At 70.7% G+C, this 26631-nt stretch carries 1 protein-coding gene; it reads left to right on the top strand.

Annotated features, from left to right (window positions below):
* The first annotated feature begins 54 nt into the window (after window positions 1-54).
* Window positions 55-26493 (top strand): non-ribosomal peptide synthase/polyketide synthase, encoded by a 26439-nt coding sequence (locus ACFO6S_RS13615; RefSeq protein ID WP_378417778.1) that lies wholly within the window; start codon window positions 55-57, stop codon window positions 26491-26493.
* The last annotated feature ends 138 nt before the right edge of the window (window positions 26494-26631 follow it).

Raw genomic sequence — 26631 nt, 5'->3', positions numbered from 1 at the left:
AACCAGCTTGAAAGCTCTCGGAGGACACTGTTGTCTGTTGCGAATCTGCCTCGTGTGATCACCGCTCTCGCGAAGGCGGAGCCGGACATGGTCGTCGTATCGGTCGACGGGACAGCAGTCACCTACCGGGAGCTCGACGAGCGTCTGCAGTTGCTTGCCGGTCCGCTGGCCGAGCGCGGGATGGACGCCGAGGCGATCGTGTCTGTGGTCCTGACCGGGCTGGTGCCGATGGTGGTGGCCGCCGAGGGCGGGATCGGCGCGGTCCTGGCCAAGATCGGGGCTGATGCGTCCGACGCCGGGCTGGGAGACGACGACGCGCAGGCCGAGGGGCCCGGCGACCAGGGGTGGCCGCTTGAATCCGCGGTGACCAGCTGGCAGCACTGGGTCGATCGGGATCCTGCCGCGGTCGCGGTGGCCGCGGACGGGGCCACGACCAGCCGTGGTGAACTGAACCGTCGGGCGAATCAGCTCGCGCGGGAACTCGCCGCCCGCGGAATCGGGCCGGACGACGTGGTCGCGCTGGTGGTTCCGCGGTCCGTCGAGTGGATCGTGGGCATGCTGGCGGCCTGGAAGATCGGGGCCGCGTACTCGCCCCTCGACGAGCAGTGGGCGCTCGAGCGGACGGCCGGTCTGCTCGAGGCGAGTGGTGCGCGGGCGGTCGTGACGACGAGCGGCTGGGTCCATCGGGAACACTCGCCGGTCGAGGTGACAGTCCTCGACGACCCCGAGACCTCGGCCCGCCTGGCGTCGCACGACACCGCGGACCTCCCCGACGTGTGGGGCGAGGCCGGTGCGGGGGACCGGCTGGCATACGTGATCTCCACCTCCGGTTCGACCGGTCGGCCCAAGCCGACCATGGTCGCGATGCGTGGCGTCTCGAACACCTTCCAGTGGTACCGCAGCGTGCTGGCCGCGGCCGAGGGCGCCGGTGTGCTCGTTGCCAGCTCACCGCTGTTCGACCTGACGCAGAAGAACGTCTGGGCCACGCTCACCTCGGGCGGCGTCCTCGACCTGGCCGATGACCAGTTCGACCCGCAGGCGATCCTGCGACGGATCGGCGCCGGGGCGATCCAGGTGGCGAACATGGCGCCCAGTGCCTTCGAGGTGCTCGTCGACCTCGACACCGACGGGGTGCTGGCGAAGCTCGACGTGGTGGCGCTCGGCGGCGAGCAGGTGCGCCCGGCGGCCTTCGCGGGCCTGGTCGGCGGCACGACCCGGGTACTCAACAGCTACGGGCCCACCGAGGCCTCGGACGTGACCACGTTCTACGAACTCGACCTCTCCCGCCCCGACGCCGAGCAGCTGCCGATCCCGGTCGGCAGCCCGGTGCCCGGGGTCGAGCACCACGTGCTCGACCGCCGGTTGCGTCCGGTGCCGCAGGGCATCACCGGTGAGCTGTACATCGGCGGCTTCGCGGTCGGGCGCGGCTACGGCGGCATGACCGCACTGACCGCCTCCCGCTTCGTCGCGAGTCCGCTCGGAACCCCGGGTTCGCGGCTGTACCGGACCGGGGACGTGGTCCGCGAGCGCAGCGACGGCGAGCTCCTGTTCGTCGGCCGCAGCGACTTCCAGGTCAAGATCCGGGGCCTGCGGGTCGAGCTCGGCGAGATCGAGGCCGCGCTGGTCGCCTGCCCGGACGTGCTGCAGTCGATCGTCGTGGTGCAGGAACGACACGGCAACCAGCGCCTGGTCGGATTCGTCACGGCCGCGGCCGGGGCGACCGTCGACCCGGACGCGTTGCGCGCGGACCTGGGTGCCGCCCTGCCGTCGTACATGGTGCCCGACGCGGTGCTCGTGCTCGACCAGATGCCGCTCAACGCCAGCGGCAAGATCGATCGGAAGGCTCTGCCGGAGGCGAGTTTCGAGCACGCCGACGACAACTTCAGGGAACCGTCGACCACGTTCGAGAAGCTCGTCGCCGAGACCTTCGCCGAGATCCTCGGGACCGAGCGGGTGGGTGCGGACGACTCCTTCTTCGACATCGGCGGCAACTCCCTGTCGGCCGCGCGGGTGGTCGCCCGGATCAACGCCGGCGTGGGCTCGGACCTGAGCCTGCGAGAGGTGTTTGACGCGCCGACCGTGGCCGAGATCGCCCGGCTGGCGGAGGCGAGCGCATCCGGCGGCGGCGCGCGTCGCCCGGCGCTGGTGGCAGGCCCGCGGCCGGACCGGATTCCGCTCTCGCTGCAGCAGGCGCGGATGTGGTTCGTCAACCAGTTCGACACGGATTCACCCGCGTACAACCTCCCGCTGGGCATCCGGCTGGTCGGTCGTCTCGACGCCGCGGCACTGGCCGCGGCGGTGACGAGCGTGCTCGAGCGCCACGAGACGCTGCGCACGGTCTTCCCGGACGACGGCGCCGGTCCCCACCAGGTCGTGCTGCCGGTCGACGACCTGGAACTGGACCTGACCGCGGTCGCGGTCGCCGACGAGGGCGACCTGATGCGGCAGCTGGCCGCGCGCGCGTCGCAGGGCTTCGACGTGGCCACCGAGGTGCCGGTGCGGCCGGTGCTGTTCGCGCTCGGCGAGACCGAGCACGTGCTGCTGTTCCTGGTGCACCACATCGCCTCCGACGGCGCGTCCCTGGCGCCGCTCGCCCGCGACGTCGTCGTCGCGTACTCCGCCCTCGCACAGGGCGCAGGCCCCGAGTGGGCCCCGCTCGCGGTTCAGTACGCCGACTACTCGATGTGGCAGCGGGAACTGCTGGGCAGTGCGGACGATCCGGAGTCGTTGCTCGCCCGCCAGGTCGACTACTGGGTCGACGCGCTCGCCGGCATCCCGGACGTGCTCGCGCTGCCGACGGACCGGCCGCGGCCCCCGGTGGTCTCCATGACCGGCGGACTGGTCGAGTTCGAGATCGACGCGGACCTGCACGAGCGTCTGCTCGGGTTGGCGCACGAGCACGGGGTCACCCTGTTCACCGCCGTGCACGCCGCCTTCGCGCTGCTGCTCTCGAAGATCTCCGGCACCGACGACATCGTCCTGGGCACCCCGACCGCGGGCCGTGGCGAGCGTGAGCTCGACGACCTCGTCGGGATGTTCGTCAACACGCTGGCACTGCGCACCGTGGTCGATCCGTCGGCGTCGTTCGCCGAGATGCTTCGCAGCACGAGAGAATCCGATCTCGGTGCGCTCGGGCACGCCGACGTCCCGTTCGAGCGTCTGGTGGAGATCCTGGCGCCCGAGCGCTCGACCTCGCACAGCCCGATCTTCCAGGTCGTGATCGCTCTGGAGAACACCGAGCCTGCGGTCCTCGAGCTGCCCGACCTGGTGGTCAGCGAGGTCGACCCCGGGGTGATCTTCGCGAAGTTCGACCTGCAGTTCTCGCTCGGCGAGAACTCGGACGGTTCGGGAATGACCGGCGGATTCGTCTACGCGACGGACCTGTTCGACGAGTCGACGATGCACACGATGGCGCAGCGTTTTGTGCGGCTGCTCGTCGCGGTGACCGCGGACCCGTCCGCGCCGGTCGGCGACGTCGAGGTCACCGACCCCGACGAGCGTCGCGCGCTCTCGCCCGTGCGAGGCGCGCCGTCCGCGGAGCCGACGACGCTGCCGGACCTGCTGACCTCGGGTACCGCCGACCGGTCCGCGCCGGCCCTGGTGTTCGGCGACCAGGTCATGTCCTACGGCGAACTGGACGACCGCTCGAACGCCCTTGCCCGAGTCCTGATCTCGCACGGTGCCGGTCCCGAGACCTTCGTCGCACTGTCGCTGGTGCGCTCGATCGAGTCGGCCGTCGCGGTGTGGGCGGTGGCGAAGTCGGGCGCGGCATTCGTGCCGATGGACCCGGCCTACCCGTCGGACCGGATCGAACACATGGCCTCCGACTCGGGGGCCGCACTCGGTCTGACGTTGTCCGGGTCGGCCGAGTCGTTGCCGTCCGGCGTGCAGTGGTTGGCGCTCGACGACGAGGGCTTCCGCGCGACGTGGGACGCGCAGTCCACGAGTGCGGTGTCGGACCTGGACCGGACGGCGCCGCTTCGGGTGCACAACCCGGCCTACATGGTCTACACCTCCGGATCCACTGGCCTGCCGAAGGGCGTGGTGGTCACCCACACCGGACTGGTCAACATCGTCGCCGAGCATCGCGAGAAGTTCGGCCTGCGCCCCGAGGCCCGGGTGCTGCACTTCGCGTCGCCGAGCTTCGACGGTGCCGTGTGGGAACTGCTGATGGCCTCGGGATCCGGTGCGGCCGCGGTCATCGTGGCGCCGGGGATCTACGGCGGCGACGAGCTCCGCGAGGTGCTGCTCGAGCAGCGGGTCACGCACGGGTACACCGGCCCGGCTGCCCTGAACACCGTCGACCTCTCGGGGATGACCGACCTGGAGTCGATCTCGGTGGCCGGCGAGGCCGTCTCACCGGAATTGGTCGCCAAGTGGGCACCGATCTACCCGTTCCGAAACCTGTACGGCCCCACCGAGACCAGCATGGTCGCTGCAATGTCGGATCCGATGGTCGCCGGCGATCCGGTCACCATCGGCGGTCCGCTGCGCGGCGTTTCGGCGTTGGTCCTCGACGGGCGTCTTCGCCCCGTTCCGCTGGGTGTCACGGGTGAGCTGTACCTCGCCGGTCCCGCGCTGGCACGCGGCTATCACGGGCGCTTCGACCTGACCGCCGACCGGTTCGTCGCCGATGTGGCAGGACCGGCAGGCTCGCGGATGTACCGCACCGGCGACCTGGTGCGCTGGCTGGACCGCTCGCCGCTCGGGGACCGGTCGCGGCTGGAGATCGAGTACGTGGGCCGCAGCGACTTCCAGCTGAAGGTCCGCGGCTTCCGGATCGAGCTCGGCGAGATCGACGGTGCCCTGGCCGCCCACGAGTCCGTCGACACCGCATTCACCATCGGCCGGGACGGCCCGTCCGGCGCCACGGTGCTGGTGTCCTACGTCGTTCCGGTCTCCGGTGCCACCGTCGGTGCCGGTGACCTGACCGAGTTCGTCTCCCGCACGCTGCCGTCGCACATGGTGCCGGCGGCGGTCGTGGTGGTCGACGCGCTTCCGCTGACCATCAACGGCAAGGTGGACCGAAAGGCCCTGCCGGAGCCGGACTTCGGATCGATCACCGAGTCGTACGTCGCGCCGTCCTCCGAGATGGAGGAGATCCTCGCCGGCCTGTTCGCCGAGGTGCTGGGCGTGGACCGGGTCAGCGTCGCCGACTCCTTCTTCGCATTGGGCGGCGACAGCATCGTCTCGATCCAGCTCGTCTCGCGCGCCAAGGCCGCCGGCGTGCTGATCAAGGCGCGGGACGTCTTCGAGCGCAAGTCCGTCGCCGGTCTCGCCCAGATCGCGACCCGTGCGTCCGACGGCGCGGCCGTCGTGCTGGCGGAACTGCCGGGCGGCGCGGTGGGCGAGATGCCCCTGCTGCCGGTGGCCCGCTGGGCACGAGACCTCGGCGCCGCCTCCCGGTTCTCACAGGCGGTCCTGCTGACGGCGCCGCTGGGCCTGGACCGCGCCGTGCTCGCGCGCACCCTGCAGGCCGTGCTGGACCAGCACGCGGCGCTGCGCGCGTCGCTGGTCGACGCGGGCGGAACGGAACTGCTCCGGACCGGTCCGGTCGGTTCTGTCCTTGCCGACCCGCTGCTCGAGCGCGTCGAGTTCGGCGCCGACGCACTGCCCGGCAGCGCGGGATTCGCCGCGCTGGCCTCCGCCGGACTGGACGCGGCCGCGGACCGGCTCGACCCCGCCGGCGGTGTGATGGTGCAGGTGGTGTGGTTCGACCCGGCTCCGGCACTTGGCGACGAGAACGGCCGCCTGCTGTTCGTGCTGCACCACCTCGCCGTGGACGGCGTGTCCTGGCGACTGCTGGTGCCCGGGCTCGCGGCCGCGTGGGGCCAGATTGTCGCGGGCGGGATCCCGACCTTCGAGCCGGAGGTCACCTCGCTGCGACGCTGGTCGCACGCCCTCGCCGACGACGCGGTCTCCGACGCCCGGAGGTCCGAACTCGGTTACTGGCGTGAGGTTCTCGCCCGTCCGGAACCGCCGATCGGTGCCCGCGCGCTCGACGCCACGTTGGACACCGCAGCCACCAGGGGAGAGGTCTGCCTCGAGCTGGACGCGGACATCACCGACGGACTGCTGAGCGCGGTGCCGGCGAGGTTCCGCGGCGGCGTGCAGGACGGACTGCTCGCCGGTCTCGCGATCGCGATCGCACAGTGGCGGCGCGGCCGGGGCGCGGCGGAGTCGTCCACGCTGATCACCCTCGAGGGTCACGGCCGCGAGGAGCAGGTGGCGCCCGGTGCCGACCTGTCGCAGACCGTCGGCTGGTTCACCAGCGTCTTCCCGGTCCGACTCGACGTCTCCGGGGTGGACCTCGACGACGCGCTCGCGGGTGGCGCGGCCGCCGGAGCCGCGGTCAAGGCAGTCAAGGAGCAGTTGCTCGAGGTGCCGGACAAGGGCGTCGGCTACGGGCAGTTGCGCTACCTGAACCCGGAGACCGGGCGCGAGCTCAGTTCCGGCTCGGCACCGCAGGTCGCGTTCAACTACCTCGGCCGACTCGGCGGCGCCGAGCTCACCGACGAGATCCGTGGGCTCGGCTGGATCCCGGTCACCGACGGCGGTCCGCTGGGCGGCGCCTCGGACGCGGGCATGGCGGCCGGATCCGCGCTCGAGGTCAACGCCTCGGTGCGTTCCGACGGCGTGTTGTCCGCGACCCTCGGCTTCGCCCGGGGCGTGTTCACCGAGGCCGACATCGAGGAGTTCGCCGGGCTCTGGCGCGCGGCGTTGACGGCGATCAGTGCGCACGCGCGGTCCGAGACGGCCGGCGGCCTCACGCCGACGGACCTGCCACTGGTGTCGATGTCGCAGCACCAGATCGAGGCGTTCGAGGCACGCTACCCCGGCCTCGAGGACCTGTGGTCGCTGTCCCCGCTGCAGCACGGCCTGCTGTTCCACGCGCTGCTGACCGAGGGCCTCGCCGACGTCGTGGACGTGTACACGGCGCAGTTCGTACTGGACTTCACCGGGTCGATGGATCCGGACCGGTTGCGTCGCGCCGCCGACCGACTGCTCGCCCGGCATCCGAACCTGCGTGCGGCGTTCGTCGTCGACGAGGAGATCGGCGCGGTCCAGGTCGTGTCCGGACTGGCGCCCGCGCCGCTGACCGTGCTCGACCTCGGTGGCCTCGACCCGCAGGCGCGGCAGGCCGAGCGCGGGCGGATCCTCGACGCCGACCGGATCGCCGGCTTCGACATGACGGCGCCGCCGTTGGTCCGACTCACCCTGCTCGACCTGGGGGAGGACCACTGGCAGTTGGTGTTCACCAACCACCACGTGATCCTCGACGGCTGGTCCACGCCGATCGTCGTGCGCGAGCTGATGACGCTGTACGCCCTCGACGGCGACGACTCCGCGATGCCCGCTCCGCGTGGGTACCGGGACTACCTGCTGTGGCTGGCCGGGCAGGATCGCGGTGAATCGCTGAGGGTGTGGCGCGAGGCGCTCGCCGGGGTCGACGATCCGACCCTGCTGGCCCCCGCCGTGCAGGGCTCGGGCCACTCGTCCGTGCCGGGCAAGGTCGAGGGCACGCTCACCGAGGAGGAGACCGCGGCGGCCGAGGCCCTCGCCGGCCGACTGGGTGTCACCCTGAACACGCTGGTACAGACTGCCTGGGCGGTCGTGCTGGGGATGCTCAGCGGCCGGGACACCGTGGTCTTCGGCGCGACCGTGTCGGGGCGTCCGTCCGACCTGTCCGGCGTGGAGTCGATGGCCGGGCTGTTCATCAACACGATCCCGGTGGCGGTGCGGGTCAAGCCCCTCGAATCCGTCGGCGAGCTGATCGCCCGGGTGCAGGCGGAGCAGGCGGCCCTGCTCGACCACCACTTCGTCGGTCTGACCGACATCAACAAGGCCGCCGGTGACGGCGCGGTCTTCGACACCGCGGTGATCTACGAGTCCTATCCCGTCGACACCTCCGGGGTCGGCGGCGACATCGACATCGCCGGCGTGCGGTTGGCAGGCGTGGAATCGGAAGCAGCGAGCCACTTCCCGCTCTCGATCGTGGCGGCCCCGGTTGACGGCCGGCTGCAGTTCGCCGCGGAGTTCCAGCACGAGGCCTTCGCCGAGGCAACCGTCGTCGGGCACCTGGAGCGGATGATCGCGGTGCTGCGCGGATTCGTCGAGCGGCCGGACGCCCGGGTGAGCACCCTGCAGCTGGTCACCGCCGCGGAGCAGGCACTGCTCGAGCGGTGGAACGAGACCGACCTGGCGCGCACCACCGAGACGCTGATCGAACGGATCCAGGCCCGTACCGCCGAGGACCCGGCCGCGCCCGCCGTCGTGTCGGCCGACGCCGTCGTCAGCCGCGGCGAGCTCGACCGCCGCGCGAACCAGCTCGCCCACGAGCTCCTCGCCCAGGGCGTCGGAGTGGACGACGTCGTCGCACTGGTGGTGCCGCGGTCGGTGAACTGGGTGGTCGGCATGCTGGCCAGCTGGAAGGTCGGCGCCGCGTACCTGCCGGTGGACCCGTCGGCACCGGCCGACCGAGTCCGGGCGATCCTCGAGGACTGTGACGTGCGCGCGGTGGTCACCACCGTCGCGGCGACCGCCGTGGACGGCTACCAGGGGACAGTTCTGCGCCTCGACGACCCGCAGACGTCGGCACGGTTGGCCGAGCGCGACGCCACGTCGCCGCGGAACCGGTGGCTGGACGCCGGCGCGGGCGATCGACTGGCCTACGTGATCACCACGTCCGGGTCGACGGGCCGGCCCAAGCCGACCCTGGTCCCGATGGCAGGCGTCCTCAACACTGCCGAGTGGTACCGCGGCGAGATCCTGCTGGAGCCGGGCGACGGTGCGCTGGTGGCGAACTCGCCGGTCTTCGACCAGACCCAGAAGAACGTCTGGGTCACGCTGTCCGCGGGCGGCGTGCTGCACCTGGCAGGCGACCCGTTCGACCCCGTCGAGATCCTGGAGATCATCGAGCGCGGGCGCGTCGTGAACGCGAACCTGGCGCCGAGCGCCTTCGGCATCCTGCTGGACGCGGACGAGCGTGGCGTGCTCACCGCGCTGCGCTCGCTGCACCTGGGAGGCGAGAGCTTCAACCCGGCGCGGCTGGCGCACCTGGAGGCCGCGGGCACCCGACTGCACAACAACTACGGCCCGACCGAGGCCACCGACATGATCACCGACCACCGGCTGCGCTCGGTCACGACCGGCTACCCGGACGGCCGGGTGCCGATCGGACCGGCGCTGCCGAACTACGAGCTGTACGTGCTCGACCAGCAGCTCCGACTGGTGCCGCCGGGGGTGCCCGGCGAGCTGTACATCGGCGGCGTCGGCGTCGCCCGCGGCTACGGCAACCGCTTCGAGCTGACCGCCGCCCGGTTCGTGGCGAACCCGTTCCGTGGTGACGGCGCACGGATGTACCAGTCCGGCGACGTGGTCAGCTGGAATGCGGACGGCGAGCTGGACTACGTGGGCCGCACCGACTTCCAGGTCAAGATCCGTGGCCTGCGGGTCGAGTTGGGCGAGATCGAGTCGGTGCTGTCGGCGGACCCGCGGATCGCCCAGGCCGCCGTGGTGGTCAAGACCACCGACAGCGGGATCGACAGGCTGGTCGCCTACCTGGTTCCCACCGGGGCGACCGAGGGACTCGAGGCCGCGGCAACCGCGGTGGCGGCCGCGGCACTGCCGGACTACATGGTGCCCTCCGCGGTCGTGGTCCTCGACGAGATCCCGCTGACCCCGAGCGGCAAGCTGGATCGAAAGGCACTGCCGGACCCCGAGTTCGGCACCTCGGACGAGCTGTACCGGGCGCCGGCGACGGTGGCCGAGGAGATCGTCGCCGCGGTGTACGGCGAGCTGCTCTCGGTGGACCGGGTCTCCGCCACCGACAGCTTCTTCGCGCTCGGTGGCGACTCGCTGGTGGCGACCCGCACCATCGCGCGGGTCAACGCCGGTACCGGGGCGTCGCTGCGACTGCGTGACCTGTTCGAGGCGCCGACGGTCGCCGAGCTGGCGGCCCGGATCGAGCGCGCCGGGACCGACGGAGCGGACCGACCGGCACTGTCGGTGCGCCCGCGTTCGGGACGGATCCCGCTCTCGCTCGCGCAGCAGCGCATGTGGTTCCTCAACCAGTACGACACCAGCTCGCCGGTCTACAACATTCCGATGGCGATCAGGCTGACCGGGGCGCTCGACACCGCGATCCTGCGCTCGGCGCTCGGCGACGTGCTCGCCCGGCACGAGTCGCTGCGGACGACGTTCCCCGACAGCGAGACCGGCCCGCACCAGGTGATCCTGCCGATCGACGACGTTGCGCTCGACGTGAGCGAGTCCGCCGTCGCGGAGGCCGACCTGGCCGCGGACCTGCTCGGATTCTTCTCCGAGGGCTTCGACGTGACCGCGGCGATTCCGCTGCGCGTCCGGCTGGTCGAGGTCTCGGCGGCCGGGTCGGGCGCCGGTGGCGCCGCCGACCACGTGCTGGCGATCTCGGTGCACCACATCTCGTCCGACGGTGCGTCCACCGCCCCGCTGGCCCGGGACCTGGTCACCGCGTACCTGGCGCGGGTCTCGGGTGACGCCCCGCGGTGGACCCCGCTCGAGGTCCAGTACGCCGACTACAGCATCTGGCAGCGCGAGGTGCTCGGCTCGCTCGACGACGCGGATTCGGTGGCAGCCAAGCAGATCGAGTTCTGGAAGTCCGCACTGGCGGGGCTGCCGGAGGTGCTCGAACTGCCCACCGACCGGCTGCGTCCCTCGCAGCAGTCCTTCGTGGCGGGCGGCGTGAACTTCCGTGTCGACGCACCGCTGCGGGCGAAGCTCGACGACCTCGCGCGGGCGCACGGGGCGACGCTGTTCATGGTCGTGCACGCCGCGCTGGCCGCGTTCCTGTCGCGGATCGGCAACTCCGACGACCTGGCGATCGCCACCCCGATTGCCGGCCGCGGCGAGCGTCAGCTCGACGACATGGTGGGCATGTTCGTCAACACCCTGGTGCTGCGCAGCGAGATCGACGCGGACGCGTCCTTCGTCGACCTGCTCGGGCACGTCCGGGAGACCGACCTGAACGCGTTCGGACACGCCGACGTGCCGTTCGAGCAGTTGGTCGAGGCGTTGAACCCCGCCCGCTCGCGTTCCCACGCGCCGTTCGCGCAGGTGCTGCTCGCCTTCCAGAACCTCGAGCAGGCGGAGATCGAGCTGCCCGGGCTGACGGTGCGCGCGCTCGAGTCCGGCCTGCTGGCGGCCAAGTACGACCTGCAGTTGATGCTGGTCGAGAGCGACCCCGCCGGAGGCGGATCGCTCGATGCCGAGTTCACCTACGCGGTGGACCTGTTCGACGAGTCCACGGTCGAGGCCTTCGCGACCTACTTCGTCCGGCTGCTCGAGTCCGCCGTCGCGGCGCCGACCAGCCCGGTCGGTGACCTGCGCATCCTCGTCGACGAGGACCTGGATCTGCTGGCGCCGGTGCCCGGCGCGCCGTCGGCCGAGCTGACGACGTTGCCCGCGCTGTTGACGGCGAACCTGACCGACCGGGACGCGCCTGCGCTGATCGCCGGTGACCGGGTTGTCTCGTACGGTGAGCTCGACGACCGGTCGAACGCGATGGCGCGCGTGCTGATCTCCCAGGGCGCCGGCCCGGAGTCGTTCGTGGCGCTGTCCCTGGCCCGCTCGGTCGAGTCGGTGCTCGCGGTATGGGCCGTGGCGAAGACCGGCAGCGCATTCGTGCCGATCGACCCCGTCTACCCGACCGAGCGTATCGAGCACATGGCGGCCGATTCCGGTGCGGCACTGGGGCTGACGACGACCGAGTCGAATGCTGCCCTCCCGTCCGGTGTCCGTTGGCTCGCGGTCGACGACGCGGACTTCCTGGCTCGGTGTGCCGAGGAGTCGACGGCGCCGGTCACCGACGCCGACAGGACTCGTCCGCTGCGCGTGCACAACCCCGCCTACATGGTCTACACGTCCGGATCCACCGGCCTGCCCAAGGGCGTCGTCATCACCCACACCGGCCTGGTGAACATCGCGGCCGAGCACCGTGACCGGTTCGGGCTCTCGCGGACCTCGCGGGTGCTGCACTTCGCGTCGCCGAGCTTCGACGGCGCGGTGTGGGAACTGCTCATGTCCTCGTACGCCGGTGCGGCGGGCGTGATCGTGCCGCCGGGAATCTACGGCGGCGACGAGCTGCGGGACGTGATGATCGAGCACCGGGTGACTCACGGGTACACCGGTCCGGCCGCGCTGAACACCGTCGACCCCGCGGGTCTGGTCGACCTGGAGTCGATCTCGGTGGCCGGCGAGGCCGTGTCGCCGGAGTTGGTGGCGAGGTGGGCCCCGACCTACCCGTTGCGAAACCTGTACGGCCCCACCGAGACCACAATGATCGCGACGATGACCGATCGGATGGTCGCGGGTGCGCCGGTCACCATCGGCGGGCCGCTCCGTGGCGTGGCAGCGGTGGTGCTCGACGCGCGTCTGCGTCCGGTCCCGTTCGGCGTCGCGGGTGAGCTCTATCTCGCGGGCCCGGCCCTGGCCCGCGGCTACCACGGTCGGTTCGACCTCACCGCGGACCGGTTTGTCGCCGACCCGTTCGGTGCGCCCGGCGGCCGGATGTACCGCACCGGCGACGTGGTTCGCTGGCTCGACCGCTCCGAGTCACTGGACAAGTCCCGGCTCGAGATCGAGTACGTGGGCCGCAGCGACTTCCAGCTCAAGGTGCGCGGATTCCGTGTCGAGCTGGGCGAGATCGACGGCGTGCTCGCGAGCCACGAGAGCGTCGAGTTCGCGGCGACCGTCGGCCACCGGACGGCGTCGGGTAACACCGTGCTGGTCGCGTACCTGCTGCCGGCCGAGGGACACGTCGTCGACCGGGCGGTGCTGGCCGAATACGCGGGCACCTCCATGCCCTCGCACATGGTTCCGTCGGCCTTCGTCACGCTGGACTCGATCCCGTTGACCCCCAACGGAAAGCTGAACCGCCGAGCGCTTCCGGAGCCGGTCTTCGAGACCGCGGAGTTCCGGGCCGCGCGGAACCCGGTCGAAGAGGTGATCTCCGGGATCTTCTCCGACCTGCTCGGGGTGGACCGGGTCTCGGTGGACGAGGACTTCTTCGACCTGGGCGGCAACTCGCTCGTCGCCACCCGTGTGGTCGCGCGGGTCAACGCCGCCCTCGGCGTGCGGATGGGCGTGCGTGAGCTCTTCGACGCGCCGACCGTGTCGGCCCTGGCCGTCCGGGCCGCCAACGCGGCCGGTGGTGACATCGACCGCCCGGAGCTGACGGCGCGGTCGCGGCCGGCCCGTATCCCGCTCTCGCTGGCGCAGAAGCGGATGTGGTTCCTCAACCAGTTCGACACCTCGTCGGCGGCCTACAACGTCCCGCTGGGCGTCCGGCTGACCGGCACCCTCGACGTCGGGGCGATGGAACAGTCGATGCGTGACGTGCTGGCACGGCACGAGTCGCTGCGCACCATCTACCCGTCCGGTCCCCAGGGGCCGGAGCAGCAGGTGCTCGACGTGCACTCGGCCCGGATCGAACTGGACCGATTCGTGGTCTCGGAGTCCGAACTGATGGCCCGCGCGGCCGAGTTCGGCGGCCGCGGCTTCGACGTGACGGACTCGATTCCGTTGCGTGCCGCCCTTTTCGAGCTCTCGGCAGACGAGCATGTGCTGTTGGTCGTGGTCCACCACATCAGTGCGGATGGTGCGTCGCTGGCGCCGCTGGCCCGCGATGTGATGCTCGCCTACGCCGCACGCAGCCAGGGTGAGGCGCCGCAGTGGGAGCCGCTGGCGGTGCAGTACGCCGACTTCGCGCTGTGGCAGCTCGAGGTCCTCGGCGCGGAGACGGATCAGGACTCCTCGATCTTCAAGCAGATCGAGTACTGGAAGACTGCGTTGGCGGCGCTGCCCGAGGTCCTGGAGCTGCCGACCGACCGGCCTCGGCCCGCGGTGCAGTCGAACCGGGGCGAGCAGCTCCACTTCGACGTCTCGGCAGAAGTGGCAGAGCAGGTCGACTCGCTGGCCAGGTCCACCGGATCGACTCCCTTCATGGTGACGCAGGCCGCGTTCGCGGTACTGCTGATGCGGCTGAGCGGGACCGAGGACATCGCTCTCGGAACCGCAGTCGCCGGCCGTGGCGAGGAGGCGCTCGACCCCATCGTCGGCATGTTCGTCAACACCCTGGTGTTGCGCAGCCAGGTGCTGCCGGGAGACTCCTTCGCCGCAGTCCTCGAGAAGGTGCGCGAGGCCGACCTGCAGGCGTTCTCACACGCGGACGTGCCCTTCGAGCGGCTCGTGGAGGTGCTCAACCCGACCCGGTCGACCGCACACTCTCCGCTGGTCCAGGTGTCGTTCGGGTTCGAGAACCTGGAGACGCCGGTGTTCGAGCTGGCCGGGTTGTCGGTCGCTGGTGTCGCGACAGAGCTGGGGGAGGTCAAGGACGACCTCGAGCTCTCGCTCTCGCCGCGGACTGACGAGGACGGCAACCGACTCGGGATGTCCGGCGTCTTCGGCTACTCGACCGCCCTGTTCGACCGCGAGTCCATCCGGCAGATGGCGACGCGGTTCGTGCGCGTGCTCAGCGCCGCGGTCGCCGACCCCGCGACCGTGGTCGGCGACATCGACCTGCTCGAGCCGAGCCAGCGTGCGGAGCTGCTGACGGACTTCAACGAGACCGCGGCGGAGGTCGAGGTCACCACCTTGGTGGATCTGCTCGACCGGTCGGTGGTTCGTTCGCCGGCCGCGCCGGCAATGACCTTCGAGGGCACCACCCTCAGCTTCGCCGAGTTCGATGCGAGGGTGAACCGTCTTGCCAGGCACCTGATCTCGGTGGGTGTCGGTCCGGAGTCACTGGTCGTGGTCGGCGCTCGCCGGTCCCTCGAGATGGTCGTCGGAATCTATGCGGTGCTGAAGGCGGGCGGCGCGTACGTGCCCGTCGATCCGGACCAGCCGGCCGACCGGTTGGAATTGGTGTTCGGCATTGCCGACCCGGTCTGCATTCTGACCACCTCATGGGACGGCGTCGGCTCGCCGTCCGGCGTCCCGGTCTTCGAGATCGACCGGCTCGACGTCGAGCATCTCGACGCCGGCCCGGTCACGGACGCCGAACGGTTGCGTCCGCTGCGGACCTCGAACCCGGCCTACGTGATCTTCACGTCCGGGTCCACCGGCCTGCCCAAGGGCGTCGCGGTCGGACACGCCGCTGTGGTCAGTCACATGGCGTGGATGCGGGACACCTATCGCTTCGGCGAGGGGGATGCCGCAATCCAGAAGACGCCGGTCGTCTTCGACGTGTCGGTGTGGGAGCTGTTCCTGCCATTCGTCGCCGGTGGCCACCTGGTGATCGCGAAGCCGGACGGACATCGGGACCCCGAGTACCTGCTGGAGCTGGCGAGGACCTGGCACGTCGCAGTTCTCGAGTTCGTGCCGTCGATGCTCGCGGTACTGCTGTCCGACCGGACCCTTGCCTTCCCGGACTCGTTGCGGGCGCTCATGCTCGGTGGCGAGGCCGTGCCGGTGGAGTTGGCACAGCGGGCCCGCCAGGTCACCAATGCCTGGGTCGACAACACCTACGGTCCGACCGAGGTCACGTTGACCGCCACCCTGCACCGTTGCGACGACGGTGAGGCCGGGAGTGTGCCGATCGGTCGCCCGGTGTGGAACACCCAGGCGTACGTTCTCGATTCGCGTCTGCACCCGGTCCAGCCCGGTGTTGCGGGTGAGCTGTATCTCGCGGGAGACCAGCTGGCCCGCGGATACCACGCGCGGGCCGACCTGACCGCGGAGCGCTTCGTCGCGAACCCGTTCGGCGGCACCGGGTTGCTCATGTACCGCACCGGTGACCTCGCGCGGTGGCGATTGAACGGTGAACTGGACTTCCTGGGACGCACCGACTTCCAGGTCAAGGTCCGGGGCTTGCGGATCGAGCTCGGCGAGATCGAGTCCGCGTTGCTCGCGTATCCGGGTGTGGACCAGGCGATCGTGCTGGCATCCGACACCGACCGGGGGCAGCGACTGGTGGCCTATCTGGTCGGGGCGAGTGAAATCGCCCTCGACGTCTCGGAGATCCGTGACTCGGTGGCGAAGGTGTTGGCCGGGTACATGGTTCCGGACGCCATCATGGTGCTCGACTCGATGCCGCTGACCATCAACGGCAAGCTCGATCGGCGGGCTCTGCCTGCGCCGCAGTTCGGCTCGGCGGAGCCGGCGTACGTCGCGCCTCGCACCCCCGAGGAGGAGAAGATCGCCGCGGTGTTCGCGGAAATCCTCGGTCTGGAGCGGGTCAGCGTCGAGGAGTCCTTCTTCGCACTCGGCGGCGACAGCATCATGTCGATTCAGCTGGTCACCCGGGTCAAGGCTGCGGGACTCGGCCTGACTGCGCGACAGGTCTTCCAGCACAAGACCGTCTCCGCCCTGGCGATGGTGGCGACCGGACTGTCCGACCTCGACGTGACCGAGTCGTTGCAGGAGCTGCCGGGTGGCGGTGTCGGTGAGATGCCGCTGCTGCCGATCATGCGGGACATGGCCGATCAGCCCGGCGGCCACAACCGCTTCTCGCAGTCGAACTTCGTCACGCTGCCCCTCGGAATCGACCGGGTCACGGTGGAGGCGACCATCCAGGCCGTTCTGGACCGGCACGACGCCCTTCGACTGCAGTGGCTGCCCGACGGTGCGGGACTTGTGGTTCCGGAGGCAGGCAGGGTTCGGGCGGGCGAGTTGGTCCGCCGGGTCGAGTTCACCGCGCAGCCGGGATCCGAGGATTTTGTCGCGCTGGTGCGCGGCGAGTTCGAGGCAGGCGCCGATCGCCTCGATCCGGCATCGGGCACGGTCGCCCAGTTCGTCTGGTTCGATCCCTGCGACGAGTTGGTCGATACCAACGGGCGACTGCTCGTCATCCTGCACCACCTTGCGGTGGACGGGGTGTCTTGGCGAGTCCTGCTGCCGGACTTCGCATCCGCATGGGGGCAGCTGATCTCGGGCGCGGAGCCCGAGTTGCCGCCCGTGGGCACCTCGCTGCGGCGGTGGGCGCACGGCCTCACGGAGGCCGCGAGCACCGACCACCGGGTGGCGGAACTGGAGTTCTGGCGTGGCGTACTGGACGGTGACGATCCGATCCTGGGATCGCGGCCGACCGACCCCGCAGTCGACGTGGCCGCGACCACCGACGGCGTGCGGGTGACGGTGTCCGCGGCGACCACGGATGCGCTGTTGACCGCTGTGCCGAGAGCCTTCGGTGGCGGGGTCAACGACGGGCTGCTTGCGGCGCTCGCGCTCGCGGTGACGCAGTGGCGGGCCGAGCGGGGGACCTCCGAAGCGACGACCCTGCTCGCGCTCGAGGGCCACGGCCGTGAGGAAGAGGCTCTTCCCGGTGCCGACCTGTCCCGGACCGTAGGCTGGTTCACCTCGCTGTTCCCGGTGCGGCTCGACCTCTCGGGTGTCGACGTGGTCGATGCCCTCGCCGGTGGTGCGGCGGCGGGCAGCGCGGTGAAACTGGTCAAGGAGCAGCTGCTGGGCATCCCCGACCGGGGTATCGGGTACGGAATGCTCCGGCACCTGAACGATGAGACCGCGGCCGAGCTGAGTGGCTTCGCCGCCCCGCAGATCGGCTTCAACTACCTGGGTCGGACGGGAGCGTTCGAGGTCACCGACGAGATGCGTGCGATGGGCTGGGTGCCCGTCTCGGACGGCGGCGAACTCGGATCCGCGCTCGACGACGACATGCCGGTGACGGCACTCGACATCAACGCGGTGGTCGAGAGTTCCGACGGCGTCGAGACTCTCTCCGCGGCATTCGACTTCCCGACCGGCGTGCTGTCGGCAGAGGAGGTCACCGAGCTGGCGCAGCTGTGGTGTCGGGCGCTGGACGCGATCGCCCGCCACGCCGTCGGCCCCGACGCCGGCGGGTTCACCCCGTCGGACCTGCCGCTGGTTTCGCTGACCCAGTCGCAGATCGAGCGGTACGAGGAGCGCTTCCCGACCCTGACCGACATCTGGTCGCTGTCCCCGCTGCAGTACGGCATGTACTTCCACGCCGTCCTGGCGGAGTCTTCGCTCGACGTCTACACAACACAGATGTCACTCGAACTCGGTGGCGTCGTCGATGCGCAGCGGCTGGGCCGGGCGGCGCAGGCGCTGATCGACCGGCATCCGAACTTCCGGACGGCGTTCGTGACCGACGACTCCGGTATCGCCGTGCAGGTGGTGCTGGAGGGTGTCGAGATGCCGGTGACCACGGTCGACCTGTCGGCCCTGGACCCCACGGAGCGCGCACGCGCGCGGCGACGGATCGTGGAGTCCGAGCGTGCGGCCAAGTTCGACCTCGGCGCGCCGCCGTTGATGCGGTTGGTGCTGATCACCCTCGCCGAGGGCGACTACGAGCTGGTGATGACCGACCACCACATCATCACCGACGGCTGGTCGACACCGCTGACCATCAAGGAACTGCTGGTGCTCTACGCCGCGGACGGTGACGTCAGTGTGCTGCCGCCGACCCGCTCGTACCGCGACTTCCTGGCCTGGCTCGCCGAGCAGGACCACGAGCTGTCCCGGGCGGCGTGGGTGGACTCGCTCGCCGGCGTTGAGGAACCGTCGCTACTGGTGTCGGGCGACCGCGGTCGCGAGCAGAGCAGCGACTCCGGGCAGTTCACGATCGTGATCGACGAGGACGAGACGGCCCGGCTGACGGAACGCTCGCGCGAACTCGGGGTGACCCCGAACACCTTCGTGCAGGCCGCGTGGGCGGTCGTTCTCGCCGCACTCACCGGCCGCGAGGACGCGGTCTTCGGCGCGACGGTCTCCGGACGTCCGCCGGAGATCCCCGGCGTCGAGTCGATGATCGGCCTGTTCATCAACACGGTGCCGGTTCGGATCCACCTGGACCCGAACGAGTCTGCTTCTGCCCTGCTCGCTCGCGTCCAGGGTGAGCAGGCGGACCTGCTCGACCACCACTACGTCGGATTGGCCGAGATCCAGCGGGCGGCGGGCGAGGCCGCGATGTTCGACACCCTCGCGGTCTTCGAGTCGTTCCCCGTCGACATGGCGGGCGCGACGTCCGCGACCGACATCGCAGGTATGCGGGTCACCGGCATGTCGGGCATCGATGCCGCGCACTACCCGGTCTCCCTGGTCGCGAGCCTGAACAACTCGCTGTACCTGAAGTTCGTGCACGCCACCGACCTGCTGGACGAGGGCGAGGTTCGTACCCTCGCCGACCGGTTCGTCCGGGTGCTGCAGACGCTGGTCTCCGAGGGGGAGACCCCGGTCGGCGACATCGAGATCGTGACCGAGGCGGAACGCGCCTCGCTGGCCCCCGTGTTCGGAGCGGCGGAGGTCGCGCCGACCACGCTGATCGAGTTGTTGTCGGCGGCCGCGGGTGATCGGGATGCCGTGGCGTTGATCCTCGGCGACGACACCCTCAGCTACGGCGAACTGGACGATCGCTCGAACGCGTTGGCGCGCATCCTGATCGCGAAGGGTCTCGGCCCGGAGTCGTTCGTCGCGCTTGCGCTGCCACGGTCGATCAACTCACAGGTCGCGCTGTGGGCGGTGGCCAAGACTGGTGCCGCGTTCGTGCCGATGGACCCGGCGTACCCGTCCGACCGGCTCGAGCACATGGTCACCGACTCGGGATCCGTGGTCGGCCTCACCGATGCCGCGAATGCGGCGGACATGCCGCGTTCGGTCGGCTGGCTGGTCCTCGACGACCCGAGTTTCCTCGAGTTCTGGGGCCGGCAGTCGACCGCGCCGGTCACCGATGCGGATCGGCTTGCCTCGGTGCAGGTCGAGAACACGGCCTACGTCATCTACACCTCGGGCTCGACCGGTCTGCCGAAGGGCGTCGTGGTGAGCCACGAGGGCCTGGCGAACTTCACGGCCGAGCAGCGTGAGCGCTACCGCGTGACCGCACAGTCTCGGGCGCTGCACTTTGCCTCGCCGAGCTTCGACGCGTCGATCCTCGAGTTGCTGCTCGCGGTAGGCGCGGGCGGCGCGTTGGTGATCGTGCCGCCGGGCGTGTACGGCGGCAGCGAACTGGCCGAGGTGATCGCCGCCGGCGGCGCCACCCACGCGTTCATCACCCCGGGCGCGCTGGCGACCCTGTCCCCGGTGGGCCTGGACAGCCTGGTGCACCTCGTCGCGGGCGGCGAGGCGGTACCGGACAACCTGGTCGGCGTCTGGGCGCCGGGCCGGAACTTCTACAACGGTTACGGTCCCACCGAGACGATCATCATGGTCGCCATCAGCGAGGCGCTGAGCGTCGGGGACCGGCTCACCATCGGCGGTCCGATCCGCGGCATGTCCGCGATGGTGCTGGACCGGCGGCTGCACCCGGTTCCGATGGGCGCTGCCGGTGAGCTGTACGTCGCCGGTGTCCAGATGGCCCGCGGTTACCACGGACGGCCCTCGTTGAGCGCGGATCGTTTCGTGGCAAACCCCTACGGGGACAGTGGTTCTCGCATGTACCGGACCGGCGACGTGGTGCGGTGGATCGAGACCGGGAACGGTCTCGAGATCGAGTACGTGGGCCGTAGTGACTTCCAGGTGAAGGTGCGTGGCTTCCGGATCGAGCTCGGTGAGATCGACGCGGCCCTGTCGGCGCACGAGTCGGTGGAGTTCGCGGTCACCGTCGGTCGTACCGGACCGTCCGGTGCGACGGTGCTGGCGTCCTACGTGGTGCCGGTGGCCGGGAGCACCGTGGACCCGGCCGTGCTGACCGAGTTCGTGGGTCGGACGTTGCCCTCGCACATGGTGCCGTCCGCAATCGTGGTGCTCGCCTCGATCCCGCTGACGGTGAACGGCAAGGTGGACCGAAAGGCGTTGCCCGAACCCGACTTCGGGTCCTCGGCGGCGTCCTACGTGGCTCCCGTCGGTCCGATCGAAGAGGCGCTCGCCGCGCTGTTCGCGGAGGTGCTCGGAGTCGACCGCGTGAGCGTGGCGGATTCGTTCTTCGCGCTGGGCGGCGACTCGATCGTCTCGATCCAGTTGGTGGCACGGGCCAAGGCGGCGGGTCTGGTGATCCGCACCCGTGACGTGTTCGAGCGTAAGACCGTGGCGGCGCTGGCCCAGGTCGCGACGCTGGTATCCGACGGGACGGGTCCGCAGGTCCTGGCCGAGTTGCCGGGCGGCGGCATCGGCGACCTTCCGCTGACCCCGATCATGCGCTGGATGACCGAACGCCCGGGTGGGCACAACCGGCTGCTGATGCCGGCGTACCTGGCGCTGCCGGAAGGCATCGACCGGGTCGGCCTGGTGGCGACGCTGGCCGCGGTCACCGAACGGCACGACATGCTTCGTGCCTCGATCCCCGAGGTCGAGGGCTCCCCGATTGCGCGGGTGGCGGAATCGGTGGACGTCGATGCGCTCGTCGACGTCGTCGAGTTCGACGCATCCGCACTCCCCGGTACACAGGGATTCGATGCGCTCGCGGCGCCGGCGCTGGAGGCGGCCGCGGCCGCACTGGACCTGGCGACCGGATCGGTGATCCGGTACGTCTGGCTCACGCCGGCGGCCGGTGTCGAGGGGACCGGTCGGCTCCTGCTCGTCGCGCACCACCTGGTGGTTGACGGCGTGTCCTGGCGCGTCCTCGTCGGTGACCTGGTGACGGCCTGGCAGGCTGTCGCGGCCGGGACCGAGCCGGTGCTGGCTGTGGTCGGTACCTCGATGCGTCGTTGGGCTCACGGGCTCGCGGAGGAGGCCGTGCGCCCCGAGCGGGAGGCCGAGGTGGACTACTGGCGTTCGGTGGCCGGTACCCCCGACCCGCTGCTAACTCGGCGGCCGCTGGACCCGAGCGTCGACCTCTTCACCGGGATCGGTGAGGTTCGGGTGGAACTGTCCGAGAGCACGACCGAGGCGCTGCTGACGGCGGTACCGGCTGCGGTGCGCGGCGGTGTCAACGACGGTCTGCTGACCGCGTTGGCGCTGGCCACCACGGCCTGGCGGCGTACCCGGTGCGGCGAGGAGTCGAACTCCACGCTGATCAAGCTCGAGGGCCACGGGCGCGAGGACGAGTTGCTGCCCGGCGCTGACCTCGCTCGTACGGTCGGCTGGTTCACCAGCATGTTCCCGATGCGTCTGGACCTGGACGGCGTCGACGTCGAGGAGGCGCTGGCCGGCGGCGAGGCCACCGGCCGGGCACTCAAGGCGGTCAAGGAGCAGTTGCTGGCCGTGCCGGACAAGGGCATGGGTTACGGGCTGCTGCGGTACCTGAACCCGCGCACGGCACCCGAGCTGACCGGGTACCCGCTGCCTCAGATCGGCTTCAACTACCTGGGCAAGATGGCCGGCGGCGACACCGACACGGGACAGGTGATCGGCTGGCTGCCCGCACCCGCGGGTGAGCTGTCGGCCACCGCAGCACCCGATGCGGACATGCCCGCTGCTGCGGCCGTCGACATCAACGCGGAGGTGACGGGCACCCGGTTGACGGCAACGTTCGCGTACCCGTCGAGCCTGCTCGGCGAGTCGGAGGTGTCGGAGTTCGCGGATCTGTGGGTCCGAGCCCTCGACGCGGTCGCGGGATGGGCAACGCCCACGAGTGGTCCGCGGGTGGCCGGCTTCACGCCGTCCGACCTGTCACTGGTCTCGGTGTCCCAGCGGGAGATCGACCGTCTGGAGAAGCGGTACCCGACGCTCGACGACGTCTGGTCGCTGACCTCGTTGCAGGAGGGCATGTTCTTCCACGCGGTGCTGGCGGAGAGTGCGACGTCGCTCGACGTGTACACCGCACAGCTGACCCTTGGGCTCGGCGGCGTGGTGGATGCAGACCGCCTGCGATCCGCCGCGCAGGCGCTGGTGGACCGGCACCCGAACCTGCGGGCCGGCTTCGTGCACGACGAGCACGGCAACGCCCTGCAGGTGGTCGTGGGCGACGCACCCGTGCCATTCCGCCGGGTGGACCTGACCGGACTGGACGCCCCGGCCGCGGCCGTCCGGCGCCAGGAACTCCTCGACGAGGACCGCAATGGGCGCTTCGACCTGTCGGCGCCGCCGCTGGTGCGGTTCAGCCTGATCGCGACGGCCGCCGACCGCTACGACCTGGTGGTCACCACGCACCACATCCTGGTGGACGGCTGGTCGATGCCGCTGATCCTCCGGGACCTGGTGGCGCTGTACGCCGCGCACGGCGACGGCTCCGCCTTCCCGCCGGCGCGCCCGTACCGCGACTTCCTGGCGTGGCTGTCCGATCGGGACGCCGACACCTCCCTGGAGGCGTGGGCGCACTCGCTCGACGGTGCCGAGGATCCGACGCTGCTGGCGCCGGAGGATCGGGGCCGCGAGCAGTCGGCCATGCCGGAGGTGGTGACGCTCGACCTCGACGCCACCCGCACCGGGGAGATCTCCGCGCTCGCGCGCGAGCTGGGGGTCACGGTCAACACCGTCGTCCAGGCGGCGTGGGGCCTGGTGCTCTCGCGTCTGGTCGGCCGGGACGACGTGGTGTTCGGTGCCACGGTGTCCGGCCGCCCCGCGGGCCTGGCCGGTGTGGAGTCGATGGTCGGCATGTTCATCAACACGCTGCCCGTCCGGGTCCGGCTCGACCGCGGCGAGTCCCTGGCCGAGCTGCTCGCCCGGGTGCAGGTCGAGCAGGCGGACCTGCTCGAGCACCAGTTCGTGGGTCTGCCGACGATCCAGCAGCGCGCCGGTTCCGCGGCGGTCTTCGACACCATCACGGTGTTCGAGTCCTACCCGGTCGACGCCTCCGCCGCAGGCGGCGACGGCGACATCGACGGCATGCGCCTGCTCGGGGTGGAGGGCGCGGACGCCAACACCTTCCCGCTCTCGCTCTACGTCGAGGTGGGCGACGGCATCCAGGTGGACGCCAAGTTCCTGCCGGACGTGTTCACCCGTGCGGAGATGCAGTCCGTGGTGGACCGGATCGATCGGGTGCTGGCCACCCTGGTGGCCGCGCCGAACAGCACGGTCGCCGAGCTCGAGGTGCTCTCGGAGTCCGAGCTGGGTCGGCTCGCGGAGCTGAACGCCACCGACCACGAGATTCCGGCGGCCACCCTGGCCGACCTGTTCGACGCCCAGGTACGCCGGACGCCGGACGCGGTCGCCCTGGTCTTCGAGGGCGAGGAGCTGACCTACGCGGAGTTCGACGCGCGGGTGAACCGGTTGGCCCGGCACCTGGTCGGCCTCGGTGTCGGTCCGGAGTCGATGGTCGGGTTGGGAGTCCGGCGGTCGCTGGAGCTGATGGTCGGCATGTACGCGATCGTCAAGGCCGGTGGCGCGTACGTGCCGATCGATCCGGATCATCCGGCGGACCGGACGGGTTACGTGCTGGAGACGGCGGATCCGGTGTGCGTGCTGACCACGTCGCGGGACCGGTTCGAGGTGGACCCGAGGTTCACCGTGCTCGAGATCGACACCCTCGACACCACCGGGTACGACTCGTCGCCGGTCACCGACGAGGACCGTCGCGCACCCCTGCGCCTGGACAACGCCGCCTACGTGATGTTCACGTCCGGATCGACGGGCAAGCCGAAGGGCGTCGAGCTGACGCATCGGGCGATCGTCAACCAGCTGGTGTGGAAGCAGTCCGAGTACGGTCTCGGCGTCGACGACGTGGTGCTGCAGCAGATCGCGATGACCTTCGACGTGTCGGTCTGGGAGTTCTTCTGGGGCCTGCAGAACGGTGCCCGGTTGGTGATCGCGAAGCCGGACGGTCACAAGGATCCGTCCTACCTGGTCAAGCTGATCGCCGAGCACTCGGTGACGACGGCGACGTTCGTGCCGTCACCGCTCGGGGTGTTCGTCGCGGTGGCGGAGGCCGAGTCGCTGCGGACGCTGCGGCGTGCCTTCGTGATCGGCGAGGCGTTGCCGCCCGAGACGGTGGCCCGGTGGTACCAGCTCACTCCGGCGGGTCTGCACAACATGTACGGGCCCACCGAGGCTGCGGTCTCGGTGACCAACTGGCACTCGCGCGCCGAGGACACCGTCACCACGCCGATCGGTCTGCCGCAGTGGAACGTGCAGGCGCACGTGCTGGACGCCGGGCTGCGCCCGACCCCGGCGGGTGTTGCCGGCGAGCTCTACATCGGTGGCCCGCAGCTTGCCCGCGGCTACCTGACCCGCCCGGACCTGACCTCGGATCGCTTCGTGGCCAACCCGTTCTCCGTCGACGGAGAACGGATGTACCGGACCGGTGACCTGGTGCGCCGGCGCGGCGACGGGGTGCTCGAGTACATCGGACGCACCGACTTCCAGGTGAAGCTGCGCGGTCAGCGTATCGAGCTCGAGGAGATCGAGTCGGCGGTCCGCGCGCACCCGGCGGTCCTGCAGACTGCGGTCCTGGTGGTCCAGGACGAGCGCACCGGCGACCAGCTGGTGGCGTACGTGGTGCCGGAGGACGGGCAGTCGGTGCACTCCGACGAGCTCAAGACGTTCGTGGGCGCCGCCCTGCCGGCCTACATGGTGCCGAACGCGATCGTCGTGCTCGACGAGTTCCCGCTCAACGCGAGCGGCAAGCTGGACCGCAAGCAGCTGCCGGTGCCCGAGTTCGGGGCCGCCGGCGAGTACCGGGAGCCTGCCAACGAGACCGAGGCCGCGGTGGCGGCGGTACTCGGGGAGGTGCTCGGCCTCGAGCGGGTGTCCGCGGACGCGTCGTTCTTCGACCTCGGCGGCAACTCGCTGACCGCGACCCGGGTGATGGCCCGGCTCACCGAGGAGCTCGGTGTCACGGTGCCGCTGCGGGCGGTGTTCCTGGACCCGACGCCTGCCGGGATCGCGGTGGCAGTCGAGGCCGAGCGGACCGGCACCGCGCCTGCCGCCGACATGTTCGACGTGCTGCTGCCGATCCGCACCGGCGGCGCCGCCACCCCGGTGTTCGCCGTGCACCCGGTGCTCGGGCTGTCCTGGGCGTACACCGGACTTGCCGCGGCGCTGGATCCGCAGGTCCCGGTCTACGGGCTGCAGTCACCGGCCGCCGCGGGTGAGACCGACCTGCCGGCCTCGCTCGAGGAGATCGCGGCGCGGTACGTCGCGGAGATCCGCGCCGTCCAGCCGTCCGGCCCCTACCGGCTGATCGGCTGGTCGCTCGGCGGCGTCATCGCGCACGCGATGGCGACCGCGTTGCAGGACGCGGGCGAACAGGTGGAGATGCTCGCGATGCTCGACAGCTTCGCCGGTGACGCGGCCGACGGCCTCGGTGACGACGCGGGCGTGACGGCGGACGAGATCCTCGGCGGGTTCGGCATCGCCGCGACCGCCGGCCTCGATCCCGCCGAGGCGAGCATCGAGGAGGTGCTGGAGTTGCTGCGCGAGTCCACGGGTGGGCCGCTGTCGACGGTGGACGAGGCGTGGCTGCGGCAGATGGTCGTGACCGCCACCAACTCGATGGAGCTGATGCGCCGGTACCGGCCGCGGGAGTTCGACGGCGACCTGCTGCTGTTCACCGCGGGGCAGGGTCGCGACGACGACACCGTTGCGGCGCGGTCCTGGTCGGGTGCGGTTTCCGGTGAGGTCCGGCACACCTCGGTGCCCACCACGCACTGGTCGATGCTCAGCCCGGAGGCGATCGTGGTGATCGCCCCCGTCGTCAGGGAACTGTTGGTCGGCACCGCCGGCTAGTGAAGAGTTCCCAGCGCACAGCGCTCTGGCCCGTCGGTATCGCACCGGCGGGCCAGAGTTCTGTGGCGCGCCGGAGGGGCCGCGCGGGCCCGTCGACACGCCGTGAATCGCGGAATTTCCACGGCGCGCGCAAGCCGG

The organism is Rhodococcus kronopolitis, assembly GCF_042654025.1.
Lineage (GTDB): Bacteria > Actinomycetota > Actinomycetes > Mycobacteriales > Mycobacteriaceae > Rhodococcus_G > Rhodococcus_G kronopolitis.
The sequence above is the reverse complement of the archived record's forward strand: the minus strand, read 5'-3'. Positions and strand labels throughout refer to the sequence as shown.